The organism is Pseudochrobactrum sp. sp1633 (genome assembly GCF_030376605.1).
GTDB lineage: Bacteria > Pseudomonadota > Alphaproteobacteria > Rhizobiales > Rhizobiaceae > Pseudochrobactrum.
In genome coordinates this window covers 50,696-63,858 of sequence record NZ_JARRAE010000006.1, presented here as the reverse complement: position 1 = coordinate 63,858, position 13,163 = coordinate 50,696, and the positions used below count along the sequence as shown (strand labels likewise).

The 13,163-nt window shown below is 52.4% G+C and carries 11 protein-coding genes and 2 pseudogenes; 5 read left to right on the top strand and 8 right to left on the bottom strand.

Translation table 11 applies throughout. From position 1 onward, the window contains the following. The first annotated feature begins 169 nt into the window (after nucleotides 1-169). Complete coding sequence (locus tag P8H26_RS08545; protein ID WP_289632682.1) at nucleotides 170-958, top strand: AzlC family ABC transporter permease; 789 nt, start codon at nucleotides 170-172, stop codon at nucleotides 956-958. Next, nucleotides 955-1,254 (top strand): AzlD family protein, encoded by a 300-nt coding sequence (locus P8H26_RS08540; RefSeq protein ID WP_289632521.1) that lies wholly within the window; start codon nucleotides 955-957, stop codon nucleotides 1,252-1,254. The genes P8H26_RS08545 and P8H26_RS08540 overlap by 4 nt, the downstream gene beginning before the upstream one ends. 55 nt (nucleotides 1,255-1,309) lie before the next feature. Here the strand turns inward: P8H26_RS08540 and P8H26_RS08535 are convergent, their stop codons facing one another. The 4 genes from P8H26_RS08535 to P8H26_RS08520 all read right to left on the bottom strand — a co-directional run bounded on the left by P8H26_RS08535 (nucleotide 1,310) and on the right by P8H26_RS08520 (nucleotide 4,909). Beyond that, nucleotides 1,310-3,133: an aminopeptidase P family protein gene (locus tag P8H26_RS08535; RefSeq protein ID WP_289632520.1), complete on the bottom strand. Its 1,824-nt coding sequence runs from the start codon at nucleotides 3,131-3,133 to the stop codon at nucleotides 1,310-1,312. A gap of 39 nt (nucleotides 3,134-3,172) precedes the next feature. Continuing rightward, a complete protein-coding gene (locus tag P8H26_RS08530) occupies nucleotides 3,173-4,051 on the bottom strand; it encodes a 50S ribosomal protein L11 methyltransferase (RefSeq protein ID WP_289632519.1) in 879 nt (292 codons plus the stop codon). Nucleotides 4,052-4,130: 79 nt separating this feature from the next. Further along, nucleotides 4,131-4,718 (bottom strand): SCO family protein, encoded by a 588-nt coding sequence (locus tag P8H26_RS08525; RefSeq protein ID WP_289632518.1) that lies wholly within the window; start codon nucleotides 4,716-4,718, stop codon nucleotides 4,131-4,133. Nucleotides 4,719-4,729: 11 nt separating this feature from the next. Next, complete coding sequence (locus P8H26_RS08520) at nucleotides 4,730-4,909, bottom strand: hypothetical protein (protein WP_289632517.1); 180 nt, start codon at nucleotides 4,907-4,909, stop codon at nucleotides 4,730-4,732. A 108-nt stretch (nucleotides 4,910-5,017) separates the two neighbouring features. On the opposite strand from P8H26_RS08520, the gene P8H26_RS08515 reads away from it, so the two are divergent. The 3 genes from P8H26_RS08515 (at nucleotide 5,018) to P8H26_RS08505 (ending at nucleotide 7,722) form a co-directional block, all read left to right on the top strand. Next, nucleotides 5,018-5,665, top strand: coding sequence for a DapH/DapD/GlmU-related protein (locus tag P8H26_RS08515; protein ID WP_289632516.1), 648 nt, complete (start codon nucleotides 5,018-5,020; stop codon nucleotides 5,663-5,665). An 87-nt stretch (nucleotides 5,666-5,752) separates the two neighbouring features. Beyond that, the gene (locus P8H26_RS08510; RefSeq protein WP_289632681.1) at nucleotides 5,753-6,220 is read left to right on the top strand and encodes a CreA family protein; all 468 of its coding nucleotides are present in this window, start codon (nucleotides 5,753-5,755) and stop codon (nucleotides 6,218-6,220) included. A gap of 137 nt (nucleotides 6,221-6,357) precedes the next feature. After that, complete coding sequence (locus tag P8H26_RS08505; protein WP_289632515.1) at nucleotides 6,358-7,722, top strand: Nramp family divalent metal transporter; 1,365 nt, start codon at nucleotides 6,358-6,360, stop codon at nucleotides 7,720-7,722. Nucleotides 7,723-7,767: 45 nt separating this feature from the next. On the opposite strand, the gene P8H26_RS08500 is transcribed toward P8H26_RS08505, so the two are convergent. The 4 genes and pseudogenes from P8H26_RS08500 to P8H26_RS08490 form a co-directional block, all read right to left on the bottom strand. Continuing rightward, complete coding sequence (locus tag P8H26_RS08500; RefSeq protein WP_289632514.1) at nucleotides 7,768-9,144, bottom strand: dicarboxylate/amino acid:cation symporter; 1,377 nt, start codon at nucleotides 9,142-9,144, stop codon at nucleotides 7,768-7,770. Between the two features lie 190 nt (nucleotides 9,145-9,334). Next, a pseudogene (locus P8H26_RS18150) lies at nucleotides 9,335-10,948 on the bottom strand (3'-5' exonuclease); the annotation flags it as partial. Nucleotides 10,949-11,091: 143 nt separating this feature from the next. Next, nucleotides 11,092-11,956 (bottom strand): annotated as a pseudogene (locus tag P8H26_RS18145) (ATP-dependent helicase); the annotation flags it as partial. A 120-nt stretch (nucleotides 11,957-12,076) separates the two neighbouring features. After that, nucleotides 12,077-13,153 (bottom strand): serine/threonine protein kinase, encoded by a 1,077-nt coding sequence (locus P8H26_RS08490; RefSeq protein WP_289632512.1) that lies wholly within the window; start codon nucleotides 13,151-13,153, stop codon nucleotides 12,077-12,079. Between the last annotated feature and the right edge of the window lie 10 nt (nucleotides 13,154-13,163).

The following is a 13,163-nucleotide window of genomic DNA, read 5'->3' as shown; positions in this document are numbered from 1 at the left end:
AGTTCTGTTTTAATGACAGTGCAGGTGTGTCCGCCCTGCACTTGATTGGTTTTCTGCATCAGCCTATTCCTAACCAGATGAGGAATGGGGAGAGATTTTCTGCTTTAGTCTGTTCCCTGATTATAAATGCGGTCTCCTAAGCGCGTTTTAAAAAATACTGGTAATGATGATGGATGGATGTAATCCGAAAAGCCTGTCTGCTGTGCAGTCAGGTAAGCTTGAGCAATTCATAGATGGCGCAAAACGTGGCCTGCCGGTTATGGCGGCGGTCGCTCCTTTTGGCATATTGTTTGGTGTTGTTGCCGTTGATAACGGCCTGAATGTCGGGGAATCGGTGCTGATGAGCGCGGCGCTGTTTGCCGGTGCCAGTCAGCTCGTGGGCATGGAGCTGTTTGGCAAGCATGTTGCGCCGTGGATGATCCTGCTGTCGATTTTTGCGGTGAATTTCCGCCACGTACTTTATTCCGCAGGCACCGGACGGCTGATTAAGCATTTCACACCTTTGCAGCAGATTGTTGCGTTCTTTTTCCTGACCGATGTGCAATATGCGGAAAGCGAAAAACAGGCGGAGCAGAAAAAGCCGATTACCTTTGTCTGGTATATGGGGCTGGCCATTCCGCTTTATCTGTCATGGGTGGTCGAAGCCTATATTGGCGCGACTTTCGGTGGCATGATCGGCGATCCGAAAGCAATCGGTCTTGATATGCTGTTGCCGATTTACTTCCTCGGATTGGTGATGGGCTTTCGCTCCCGCACCAACTGGTTCCCGATTGTTGCCGCGAGTTCTGTGACTTCTGTTGCCGCATATTTCTGGATTGGTTCGCCGTGGCACGTCACCATCGGTGCAATCGGTGGTATTGTTATCGCTGTCGTGATTGCCAAGCCGCTGTCTGGCCGTGAAACTGTAATCACGCTGGATGATGAGCCTGCAAAGACTGAGAAGGAGCTGGCGCAATGAGTTCAACGATCTGGATCATTTTCGGCGCGGCGGTATTGACCTATATCACCCGTATCGGCGGCCATCTCATTCTCTCGCAATTTGCGCGCGTGCATTACCGTGTTGAGGCCGGTCTCAATGCTGTGCCTGCCGCAGTGTTGACCACGCTGGTGGCTCCGGCTGCCTTCAATGCGGGCTGGAAAGAGTTTCTGACTATGGTGCTATGCACCTTTGCAGCTTTCCGTATTGGCATTATTCCGCTCTGTATTTTCGGCGGTGTACTGATTGTGCTGCTGCGCCAATATATGCCTTATTAAAATGCAAAAAAAACCGGCGAATTCGTCGGTTTTTTTTATGCTTATATCAAGGTGTTTATAGTGCTTCAGTCGCGGCAATTAGCCAGCTTTTCTCGTCTTTCGAGCAATGCGGCAGCAGCTTGTCACGGGTCTGCGCATGGTAGTCGTTGAGCCATGACAGTTCATCCGCATTGAGCAATGAAACATCAATGAGACGACGATCAATCGGGCAGAAGGTCAGTGTTTCAAAGCTATGCATGGCGATGTCGCCGCCATTAATTACTTCCGGCTCTTTCACGATAATCAGGTTTTCTAAGCGGATGCCGAATTCGCCCGGACGGTAATAGCCTGGCTCGTTGGACAGGATCATGCCTGATTTGAGTTCCTGCGCACCGCGTTTGGAAATGCTCTGCGGGCCTTCATGCACAGCGAGATAGGAGCCGACACCATGACCGGTGCCATGCGCATAGTCAAAACCATGCTGCCAGAGTGCGGCGCGGGCAAAGGCATCAATATCCTGACCGCGTGTGCCGACAGGGAAGCGAAGACGCGACAGCGCGATAACGCCTTTCAACACTAGCGTGAAAGTTTTCTTCTCGAAAGCTGAGACTTCGCCAATCGCCACGGTACGGGTAATATCGGTGGTGCCGTCACGATATTGCGCGCCGGAATCGATCAGATAAAGCTCACCGTCTTTGAGCATGCGATTGGTATCGGTATTCACACGGTAATGGATGATAGCCCCGTCGGGACCTGCACCGGAGATACTGTCAAAAGACAGGTCTTCCAGCGGCTTCTGGAACATTTCGCCGACTGTGCGGCGGCTTGTCTCAAGCTGCTGTGCGGCGCTGATTTCATCCACGCTACCGGCAGGCTGATTGTCCAGCCATGAGAAGAACTTGACCATCGCCACACCGTCACGCTCATGCGCAGCACGGGAGCCGTCAAGCTCGGCCTTGTTTTTCATGGCGCGGGGCAGGCGGGCAGGGTCGGTACCTTCAATCACTGTGCCGTTTGCGTCAGCGATGATCATACGCAGCTTTTCCGCAGCCAGCGCCGGATCAAGCATAAAGCTTGCACCTTTGCCTGCGAGTTGTGCCAGCGTGCTTTCCATCAGATTTGGGGCAACAATCTTGGTCAGTTGCGTGAGATAAGCCTCTGTTTCAATCGGTAGCTTGCGCTTGTCGATGAAGAGAATGTGCTGACCATCGGCTGCAATCAGCGCGAAGCTCAGTGGCAGCGGTGTGTTGCTGACATCGCGACCGCGAATATTAAACGCCCATGCAATGGAGGCGGGGTCAGTCAGAATGGTTGCCGTGGCACCGCTGTTTTCAACAGCTACGCTCAACGTGTTGAGTTTGGCGCGTGGTTCCTGACCGGCATATTGCAGCGGCTGAATAGTCACCGGCTCTAATGGGGCGGCGGGCTGGTCTGTCCAGATCAGATCAACTAGATTGTCCTGCACCGGTACGAGCTTGCCTCCCTGTGCTTCCAGAGCGGCTTTTAGCGCACGGGTTTCTGCAATTGTGTGCAGCCACGGATCGAAGCCGATAACCAGACGCTTACCGTTTTTCTCCAGCCATGTGGCTGGCGGATTATCGACAAGGCTTTCAATGTCAAACACGGCCGGATCGGTTTGCACACGCACCTGCAATGTGTAGCGACCGTCGACAAAAACATAGGCTTTGGTTTTCAGGATCAGCGCTGCACCGGCAGTGCCGGTGAAGCCAGTCAGCCAGCCAAGGCGCTGTGCACGCAGCGGCACATATTCGCCCTGATGCTCATCGGCACGGGGTACAAGAAAACCGTCCAACTGAAGACGGTTCAGTTCCTCGCGCAATTTAGCGACGCGCGGCGCACCGGTTGCCGGATTGCTGCTGACTTCAAAGTTCTGAAACATAAGATTCTGATCCTGAAAAAGGTTAGACCATCATTATAATCAGAGCTTTGGCTTCAGGTGAAGAGCAACCCAGCTTTCTTTGTAAATAGTTTTGTGATGCTCAATGCCAGCTGCTTCATAGGCCGCAATCACGCTGTCGCGTTGGGTTTCCAGAATGCCGGAAAGGATAAGCGAGCCATTATCTTTCACATAAGCGCGCATCTCGCTTGCCAGTTCAATCAGCGGGTTGGCGAGAATATTGGCAACGATCAGATCGAACGGCGCGCGAGCCTGCATGTCAGGATTGTCAAAGCCGGTGGCGGTGAGTGTTGAAACCCATTTATCTGCACCGTTCTTCACCACATTTTCCTGCGCCACATCAACGGCAACAGGATCAATATCAGTGGCAAGTACCGGAATGTCGCGCAATTTGGCAACCGCAATGGCCAGAACCGCGCTGCCGGTGCCGAGATCCAGCACATTTTTCGGCTCTTCAAGCGCAACAATTTCTTCGATCATTTCAAGGCAGCTGGCAGTGGTACCGTGGTGACCTGTGCCGAAAGCAAGGCCTGCATCAATTTCAATGCCGATATCGCCATCCTGCAGCTTGTCGCGGTCATGGGAGCCATGAACAAAGAAGCGACCGGCGCGAACAGGCTTCAGGCCTTCGAGCGAATGCAGAACCCAGTCAATATCCGGCAATTCTTCCATGCCGATCTCGTCCGGTTTCAGACCCAGACATGCGGCCATGCGCGGCAGGGCTTCATCAGCGCCGGCTTTATCTTCTGTATAAAGCGAGATTTCATAAATCTGCTTGTCTTCATCAATTTCAGTATTGGCCAGCGGCAGACCGTCTTCTTCAAATACCGGTTCCAGCAGATCGAAAATCTGCTCAGCCTGATCTTTGTCCCGTGTGAGATATAAGCGGTACTGTGCCATGTGGGTTCTCTGAATTGGAGTTATAAAAAAACCCGCTTACCATGAAGCGGGTTTGATTGGGAGTACTTAGTGATTGTAATCAGCCTGCAGCCAAGCGTTTCAGCTTGGAAATTGCGGTTTCAGACGGTTCACCATAGGCGATGGTCGAGCGCAGGCGGCCATTCTTATCGAGAAGGAGGATGGAAGCTGTGTGATCCATCGTGTAGTTTTCGCCGTCTTCATCAACTTTTTTGGAATAGATGTTGTAGGATTTCAGCATTGCAGCAATGTCTTTCGGATCGCCGGTAATGCCGGTGATGCGGTCGGATACATTGGTGATGTATTTCTGAATATAGTCAGGTGTGTCGCGCTCAGGGTCAACGGTGACCATATAGCCGCGAATAGCCGCTCCTTCAGGGCCGAGCTCTTTCAGCCAGCTGTCGAGGTCGAAGAGGGTGGTCGGGCAAACAACCGGACAATGCGTATAGCCGAAAAAGACGACCGAAGGATTGCCGCGCAGGGACTGATCGGTAATCTCAGTGCCGTTCATAGAAACAAGTTTGAACGAGCCGCCATAGGGGCTTTCTTCACCGGAGGCCATTTGTTTGTCACGATAGGCCTGAAAGCCGACAATGCCGATTGTGAAAGCGGCAACAAACAGCACCAGAACGGGAAGATATTTACGCATAAATCAGATCCTCAGAAGCACCATGAAATCCCATCCATGAGCATAGTCATGAATATGGTGTCGCTGTAATTCATCCAGCCGGCAAACAAAGCGCCTGCGACCAGTGCGGAGATCAATACCGCGCTGGTAATCCAAAGCAATTTTTTGGTGTCTTGCCTGTCGGCTTGTCTGTCAGCAGTGGTCATATTCATGTTATAACGCGGACTGATCTGTTTGGCAAAGGTTGTCTGAGTGATTTTCTCATCTTTAATGAAGTTTCAGAAAATTTTGAAATTAAGTATGTGCAGGAATAAGTGGCTATGAGTGAGGATGTTTTGCAGTTTTCGCGCGATGTGCAGCCGAAAATTCATCCGAGTTCACAGCTGAAATCGGTTAAACTCGGACAATATACCGAAATCGGTGAGCGGGTGATCCTGCGCGATGTGCAGATCGGTAATTTCACTTATATGGAGCGCAACGGAGAGGGGATTTATGCCGAGATCGGGCATTTCTGCTCTATTGCCTCAAATGTACGCATCAATGCGCTGGAACATCCGATGCAGCGCCTGACCATGCATAAGATGACCTACCGGCCGAATGAATATTTCCGAAATATCGGTGTGGATATGGACTATCGTGCGCACCGTTCATCAAAGCGTGTGACGATCGGCAATGATGTCTGGATCGGTCATGGCGCGGTGATATTGCCCGGTGTGAGCATCGGCACTGGTGCTGTAATCGGCGCTAACGCGGTGGTTTCTAAAGATGTGCCACCCTATATGATTGTTGCCGGTGTGCCTGCAAAAATTCTGCGTCCGCGTTTTGATGAAAAGACGATTGAGCGCCTGTTGCAGAGTGCATGGTGGGACTGGCCGGTGGATCTGATCTATAAAGCGCTGCCGGATATTCAGACGATGGAGATTAATGCCTTTCTCGATAAGTGGCTGCCTTTGGCGGAGGATGCGTAAGCCATTCCATATTTGCCACGGATGATTCAAACCTGAATGCAGGAGATGTTTATGAAGCAATTTCTGACCGTTACAGCTCTGGGCGCAATGCTGGCCTTGTCTCCTTTGACAAGCTTGAGCATGGCGCAGGCGGAAGAAATCGGCAAAGTTGGTGTGGACTGGCTCGGCAATGATATTGTGATTGATGCGGTCAGCGATCCGAAAGTGCAGGGTGTGACCTGCCATCTGGCATCCTTCTCGCGTGGTATGATTGACCGGCTGCAGAAGGGGAACTGGTTTGAAGACCCGTCCAATGCGTCGATTTCCTGCGAGCAGACAGGGCCGATTACCATTGGCGATATCAAGCTGGGCAAAGGCGGTGAGCGGGTATTTTCCGAACGCACAAGCCTGATCTGGAAGAAACTGGTGATTACCCGCATTTATGACCAGACCAATAATACGCTGATTTATCTCGCGCATGCTTCACAGGTGCAGGATGGTTCTGCCAAAACATCGCTCTCAACTGTGCCGCTTTATCGCGGGGATGTGATGTGGGAAAAAGGCAAACCGCAATAAGCGCTTTTTAAAATGCCGGTTAAAACCGGCATTTTTTATGCTTGCTTTTCTACTTCAGTATTTTTCTTGACGGAAATTAAAATCAAGCGTCTAGTTGCAAATGAGTTTCATTACGGTTTGTAGCGAAGATTATTTTTATGAAGAAAAATGAATTCCCCTTAGCTGAAGGTGTCAATGTTTCTGCTGGCTGGCGTCTTGAGCAGGGCATTAAATCGCTTGCAGAGGTCAATGGTTCAATCGCGGTTCCGCAGCAGGGGGCGCGCTGGCGAAAATTTGCCGCCTTTGCAGGACCGGGCTATCTGGTGGCCGTTGGCTATATGGATCCCGGAAACTGGGCGACATCCATCGCTGGCGGGTCGCGCTTTGGCTATACGCTGCTGGTTGTGGCGCTGGTTTCCAATATCATGGCTATTCTGCTCCAGTCACTTTGCGCACGTTTGGCTGTGGCAACAGGGCGTGATCTGGCACAGGCCTGCCGCGATGCTTATTCACCGGCAGTGGCGTGGTTTTTATGGATTGGTGCGGAGATTGCGATTTGTGCCACCGATCTTGCCGAGGTGATCGGGACGGCGATTGCACTGAATCTGCTGTTTGGCATGCCGCTTGAGCTTGGTGTACTGCTGACCGCGCTCGATGTTTTTGTTGTGCTGTATATGCAGAGCAAGGGTTTCCGCTGGGTTGAGGCCTATGTGATTGTGCTGCTCGGTGTTATCGCCGTGTGCTTTTTCATGCAGATTGTGCTGGCCAATCCGGACTGGGGTGCCGTGGTGCGCGGCTTTGCGCCGACAACTGAGATCGTGACCAATCCGGAAATGCTGTATCTGTCGCTCGGGATTATCGGTGCGACGGTGATGCCGCATAATCTGTATTTGCATTCGGGCATCGTTCAGACACGCAATTACGGTCAAAATATTGAAGAAAAACGTGAGGCAATCACTTATTCCACTTGGGATTCCACCATTGCCTTGATGCTGGCGCTGGCGATCAATGCCTCAATCCTTATTCTGGCCGCAGCGACCTTTCATAAAGTTGGTCGCACCGATGTGGTGGAAATTGAACAGGCGGAAGCGCTGCTGGCACCACTGCTTGGCAATGCGATGGCACCAATCCTGTTTGGTATTGCACTGCTCTGTTCTGGGCTGAACTCAACAGTGACGGCGACAATGGCCGGTCAGATCGTGATGGAGGGTTTTATCAATTTCCGCATCCAACCTTGGTTGCGCCGGTTGATTACCCGCGGCATTGCTATTGTGCCGACGATTATTGTCACGCTCATTTATGGCAATAAGGGAACTGCCAATCTGCTGATCCTCAGTCAGGTGGTGCTGAGCCTGCAACTGCCTTTTGCCATTGTGCCGCTGATTTTGTTCACATCGGATACCAAAAAGATGGGGGCTTTGCGCGCACCGCGCTGGCTGACTCTCATGGCATGGCTGGTGGCGCTGATTGTGATCGTGCTTAATCTGAAGCTGATCTATGATGTGGCAACGGGCGCAGCCTGATCATAAAAAAAGCCGGAGTTTCCTCCGGCTTTTTTGTTTTGTGATTTAGGCCGCAGCGCCTTGAAGTGTCAGGCGTGACGGGTCGATATCGTCGATATTCTTTTCGCTGTTATAGACAGCTTCATCAAGAATACCTTCGCGCTTGGCAACAACGGCCGGCACCAGTGCCTGACCGGCGACGTTAACAGCGGTACGTCCCATATCAAGGATCGGGTCGATTGCCAGTAACAGGCCGACACCTTCAAGCGGCAGGCCGAGGGTGGAGAGCGTGAGGGTGAGCATCACCACCGCCCCGGTGAGACCAGCGGTTGCTGCCGAACCCAGCACTGATACAAAAGCGATCAGCACATATTCCTGCATACCAAGCGGCAGGCCGAAATACTGAGCGATGAAGATGGCCGAGATGGCCGGATAGATTGCAGCACAGCCATCCATTTTGGTGGTGGCTCCGAGTGGCACAGCAAAAGCTGCATATTCACGCGGCACACCCAGATTGCGCTCGGTTACAGCTTCTGTCACCGGCAATGTGCCGACGGATGAGCGGGACACGAAAGCCAGCTGGATTGCAGGCCATGCGCCGGCAAAAAAGCGCGATGGTTTCAGGCCGTGGAAGATCAGGATTGCCGGATAGACCACGAACAGCACGATTGCCAGACCGATATAGACGGCTGCGGCATACCAGCTGAGCTGAACCAGTGTTTCCCAGCCATATTGTGCAACAGCACGGCCAAGCAGGCCGATAGTACCGAGTGGGGTGAGGCGGATAACCCACCACAGAATTTTACGCACGACAACAAGCAAAGACTGGTTGAAAGCGAGGAACGGCTTCGCGGCTTCACCGGCTTTCAGCGCTGCCACACCGAAGGCAATAGCAACAACGAGAATTTGCAGCACGTTGAAGTTGAGCGAGGTGGAGGCTGCATCTTTGGTCAGTTTGGTGCTGGCTTCAAGGCCGAGCATATTGGCAGGTACCAGACCTTTGAGAAAGTCGAGCCATGATCCGGAAGAGGCCGGAGCCTTAGCCGCTTCAGCCAATACGCCAGAACCGATACCAGGCTGAATGATCAGACCCAGTGCAATACCAATCAGCACAGCAATAAAGGATGTAATGGCGAACCACAGCAAGGTCTGCCAGACCAGCTTGGCAGCATTGTTAAGCGCAGCCAGATTGGCGATAGAAGCCACAATCGCGGTGAATACCAGCGGCGGCACAAGCGCGCGCAGCATCTGCACGAAGATCGAGCCGATGGTTTGCAGTGTGACAGAAAGCCAGTTGGCATTGCCATTGATATCAGGCCCCATATTGCGGGCAATGAGACCGAGAAGCAGGCCGATAACCATCGCCGTCAATACCTGAAAACCGAAATTCAGATAGAGCGGTTTGGCCTGCGTAGAAGATTTTTTCACATGAGCGACGGACATGAATTATTCTTTCAAAACAAGTGAAGCGAAGGGGCAAATTTGCTCCTTCGCTCGTTGGTTCGAAATTTAACGAAAATTCATGGTGGGGTTAAGCAATGTGATGCTGCAATGAAAAGCTGTTTTATGATGCTATGCTCTCATACAGATCAATATTAGAATATTATTTCTAAACTCAATTGCTTGCAGATTTTTATACCCGTTTTACGAAGCTGTCGATGACACGCTTTTGTCCGGCATGGTCAAAATCAATCGTCAGCTTATTGCCGTCAATTGAGGCGACATTGCCGTTGCCGAATTTCATATGGAAAACGCGGTCGCCGACCTTAAAGTCTGACGGTGTTGAGGAAACGGATTTTGCCACCAACTCGCCGTCAATCACTTTGCCTTTGACTGAACCGCGACCGGCACCGAAGCCGGAATCTGTTTCGCCATAACCGATACGCTCGACATTGGCACCGGAGCGTGAGCCCCAATTGTTACGCGTGGCATCAGAGCGGTTCTGTTGCGCGCGCTGCCAGCCCGGTGTGGCATAGGAATTGGCAAACGGATCGCCGCGCCCAACATTATCAAAGCGTGACTGGCCGTAACCGCCGCCATAGGAGCTGTCGGATTCTGCAATATCCACATGCTCTTCCGGCAGTTCTTCCAGAAAACGTGACGGAATAGTGGTTTGCCACATGCCGTGAATACGGCGGTTGGACACAAACCAGATATGCAGGTTTTTCTTGGCACGCGTCACGCCGACATAAGCAAGGCGGCGTTCTTCTTCCAGACCTGAGCGGCCGCCTTCATCCAGCGCCCGCTGATGCGGAAACAGGCCTTCTTCCCAACCGGGTAAGAAGACTGTTTGAAATTCAAGACCTTTGGCGGAATGCAGCGTCATAATATTGACGGCATCCATGCCTTCATTCTTTTCCGTATCCATGACCAGAGCGACATGCTCCAGAAAGCCGCGAAGGCTTTCATAATCTTCCATAGACCGGATGAGCTCTTTCAGGTTTTCCAGACGTCCCGGCGCTTCAGCCGAGCGGTCATTCTGCCACATCGCTGTATAACCGGATTCATCAAGAATCATTTCGGCCAGTTCCGTGTGGGATTTATTGTCGAGTAATCCTTGCCAGCGCCGGAAATTTTCGATCACTTCGCGCAGTGCAGAACGGGCCTTGGGTTTCAGCTCTTCCGTTGCAATCAGGTCTTCTGCCGCGAGCAGCATAGGCATATTTTTTGCACGCGCATAATCATGCACCAGACGCAGGCTGGCTTCGCCGAGGCCGCGTTTCGGTGTATTGACGATACGTTCAAACGCCAGATCATCGGCAGGCTGCGCGACAACGCGGAAATAGGCCATCGCATCACGGATTTCCTGCCGTTCATAGAAACGGGGGCCGCCGATAACACGATAGTTCAGGCCAAGTGTAACAAAGCGGTCTTCAAACTCACGCATCTGGAACGAAGCTCGCACCAGAATGGCGATATTATTGAGCAAATGCCCCTGACGCTGCGCCTGTTCAATCTCTTCACCGACGGCGCGCGCTTCTTCTTCAGAATCCCACGAGGCATGAACATGCACTTTTTGGTCATCATCAGCCGCTGCCTGTGCCAGCAGTGTTTTACCAAAGCGCCCTTCATTATGGGCAATCAGGTGTGATGCCGCGCCCAGAATATGCGGTGTGGAGCGGTAATTGCGCTCAAGTCGAATGATGGTCGCACCCGGAAAATCCTTGTCAAAGCGCAAAATATTATCAACTTCCGCCCCGCGCCAGCCATAGATCGACTGATCATCATCGCCAACACAGCAGATGTTAATCTGCTGTGTTGAGTTTTTTTTGCTCACGCTGTCGCCGCTATCGCGGCTGCGCTCCGCAGGGGCGGCTGAAAAGTCAGCCGACGACCAGTCGGTCGCGTTGGAAGTGCTATTTGATAGATTAGAAGAGGAGGCGTTGCTACTTGATCTTTGCGCAAGCAATCTCAGCCACATATATTGCGCGGTGTTGGTATCCTGATACTCATCCACCAGAATATAACGGAATTTCGCGTGATACTCGCGCAGGATATCCGGATGTTTACGGAAAATCCGGATCGGATGCAGCAGCAGATCACCGAAATCGCAGGCATTCAGCGTTTTCAACCGTTCCTGATATGCCTGATAAAGTTCGCGTCCTTTGCCATTGGCAAATGAGCGTGCGTCACCCTCGGAAATATCGGAAGGGCCGTAGCCTTTATTCTTCCAGCCATCAATCATCATTGAGAAAGAGCGCGGCGTCCAGCGTTTGTCATCCAGCCCTTCAGCCTGAATAAGCTGTTTGAGCAGGCGGATCACATCATCCGTATCAAGAATAGTAAAGTCAGAGCGTAATCCTGCCAGCTCCGCATGGCGGCGCAGCAGCTTCACCCCGATGGAGTGGAATGTACCGAGCCACGGCATGCCTTCAACCGCACCGCCAACCAGATGGCCGATACGCTCTTTCATCTCGCGCGCCGCTTTATTGGTAAAGGTCACTGCGAGAATCTGGCTCGGGAACGCCAAGCCCTGCTGAATAATATGGGCAATACGCGTGGTCAGAACGCGGGTTTTTCCGGTGCCGGCACCGGCCAGAACAAGAACCGGCCCTTCAGTCGCTTCAACCGCCTGCCGCTGCTCCGGATTAAGCCCCTGCAGATAGTCAGGCTCTGGGCGCTGCTGGTTGCGCGCCTGCATAGCCCGCGCGGCGATTCCGCCTTGCGAATTGGCCTTTGAACCTGATTGCGGTTTAGGTGTGGCCGGTACATCCGGCTCCCCGAAGAAGGGAATATCGTCTGGAAAGTCTGACATAGTTCCGAATGTAATGATTCTTAAGCGAAACGCCATAGACCAGAACAAATAAAGTACCTGTATTTTACGCAGGTACTTTATTCAGGTCATTTTCATGGAAATTGCAGGGGAAAGCTGGCGCTATTCCATCTGCGTGATGCGGCGGTCTGTGAAGTTGAGGCGATGCGCTGCCAATGCTTCTACCAGCGGGCGCATTTCCGGCTCACGCAGCAGGAGATCGTCCAGCTCTGTCATCTGGTTCATGGCCACGAGGCGCAGGATATCTTCACGAACAGAACCATCTGCCCGGCGCGGCAAATGCGCGACCGGCTGGATCAGTTCAACTTTGTAGCCTTTGAGACGTGCACGCAGTGACTTTTCGTCAGCATTGAGTGTTTCAACAAACGCATAGATCCCCACACCTTTGGCAGGCAGGGAATAGAGGCTCAGAGACACATCTTTCACACGCGGGTCGGATTTCAGGGCCGATACAATGGCTGGACCTTCATTATCAATCCGGTCGCCGGTGCCTTCACCATCCGACCAGTTGAAAATACCGCGGGTCACGAAATTATAAACCCTCTTGCCTGTCGCCAGCCAGATGCGTGATGGCAGCGAGCGGCGTGCCAGAATGCGTTTTTCGGTCGGCGTCATCAGATCAGGCGCAAAATTACGCTTCTGTTTGATGAGATGGCGAAAGTCTTCATAGGCCATCAGACGGTAATAGGCACCACGGCGGCGATGAACGGAAGCCAGCTGGAAGTCGATTACAGCGGCTTCACCTTCCGGCGTCATCAGCCAGTTTTGTGGTTTTTGCAGATCATTATGGGTAACGCCCATGCGGCGCATATCGCGCAGAATTCGATGTGCAGACAAATACCATTCGCGATGGGACGGACGTGCGAGATGCAGCGGTGTGCCGTCTGTCCATGTGCGGAACAACCCGTGTTTGTCTGTCGCCAGAAGCTGGGGCGTACCTTTGATACCGCGCACTTTTTTCAGGCCGCGGATTTCACGACGTGCCAGCCACCATGCCAGGGGGCTCGACCACCACGGCGCAGCACTGACAACGCGGCGGATGATGCGGGTTTCCGGCTCGCCTACAAAATAGCCTGCGCGGGTTTCCGAGAAAATATCCCGCTTGAAAACTGCTGTCTCATAAAAATCCGGAATGGTTTCCATGAGTTGGGATGATGTCTCGGACGTTGAATAATTCATGATAATGTCA

Excerpts from the sequence above, each read along its gene's own strand:
- P8H26_RS08535 (WP_289632520.1), bottom strand. The coding sequence starts at position 3,133 with ATGTTTCAGAACTTTGAAGTCAGCAGCAATCCGGCAACCGGTGCGCCG.
- P8H26_RS08540 (WP_289632521.1), top strand. The coding sequence starts at position 955 with ATGAGTTCAACGATCTGGATCATTTTCGGCGCGGCGGTATTGACCTAT.
- P8H26_RS08500 (WP_289632514.1), bottom strand. The coding sequence starts at position 9,144 with ATGTCCGTCGCTCATGTGAAAAAATCTTCTACGCAGGCCAAACCGCTC.
- P8H26_RS08510 (WP_289632681.1), top strand. The coding sequence starts at position 5,753 with ATGCTGGCCTTGTCTCCTTTGACAAGCTTGAGCATGGCGCAGGCGGAA.
- P8H26_RS08530 (WP_289632519.1), bottom strand. The coding sequence starts at position 4,051 with ATGGCACAGTACCGCTTATATCTCACACGGGACAAAGATCAGGCTGAG.
- P8H26_RS08505 (WP_289632515.1), top strand. The coding sequence starts at position 6,358 with ATGAAGAAAAATGAATTCCCCTTAGCTGAAGGTGTCAATGTTTCTGCT.
- P8H26_RS08545 (WP_289632682.1), top strand. The coding sequence starts at position 170 with ATGGATGGATGTAATCCGAAAAGCCTGTCTGCTGTGCAGTCAGGTAAG.
- P8H26_RS08490 (WP_289632512.1), bottom strand. The coding sequence starts at position 13,153 with ATGAATTATTCAACGTCCGAGACATCATCCCAACTCATGGAAACCATT.
- P8H26_RS08515 (WP_289632516.1), top strand. The coding sequence starts at position 5,018 with ATGAGTGAGGATGTTTTGCAGTTTTCGCGCGATGTGCAGCCGAAAATT.
- P8H26_RS08520 (WP_289632517.1), bottom strand. The coding sequence starts at position 4,909 with ATGAATATGACCACTGCTGACAGACAAGCCGACAGGCAAGACACCAAA.
- P8H26_RS08525 (WP_289632518.1), bottom strand. The coding sequence starts at position 4,718 with ATGCGTAAATATCTTCCCGTTCTGGTGCTGTTTGTTGCCGCTTTCACA.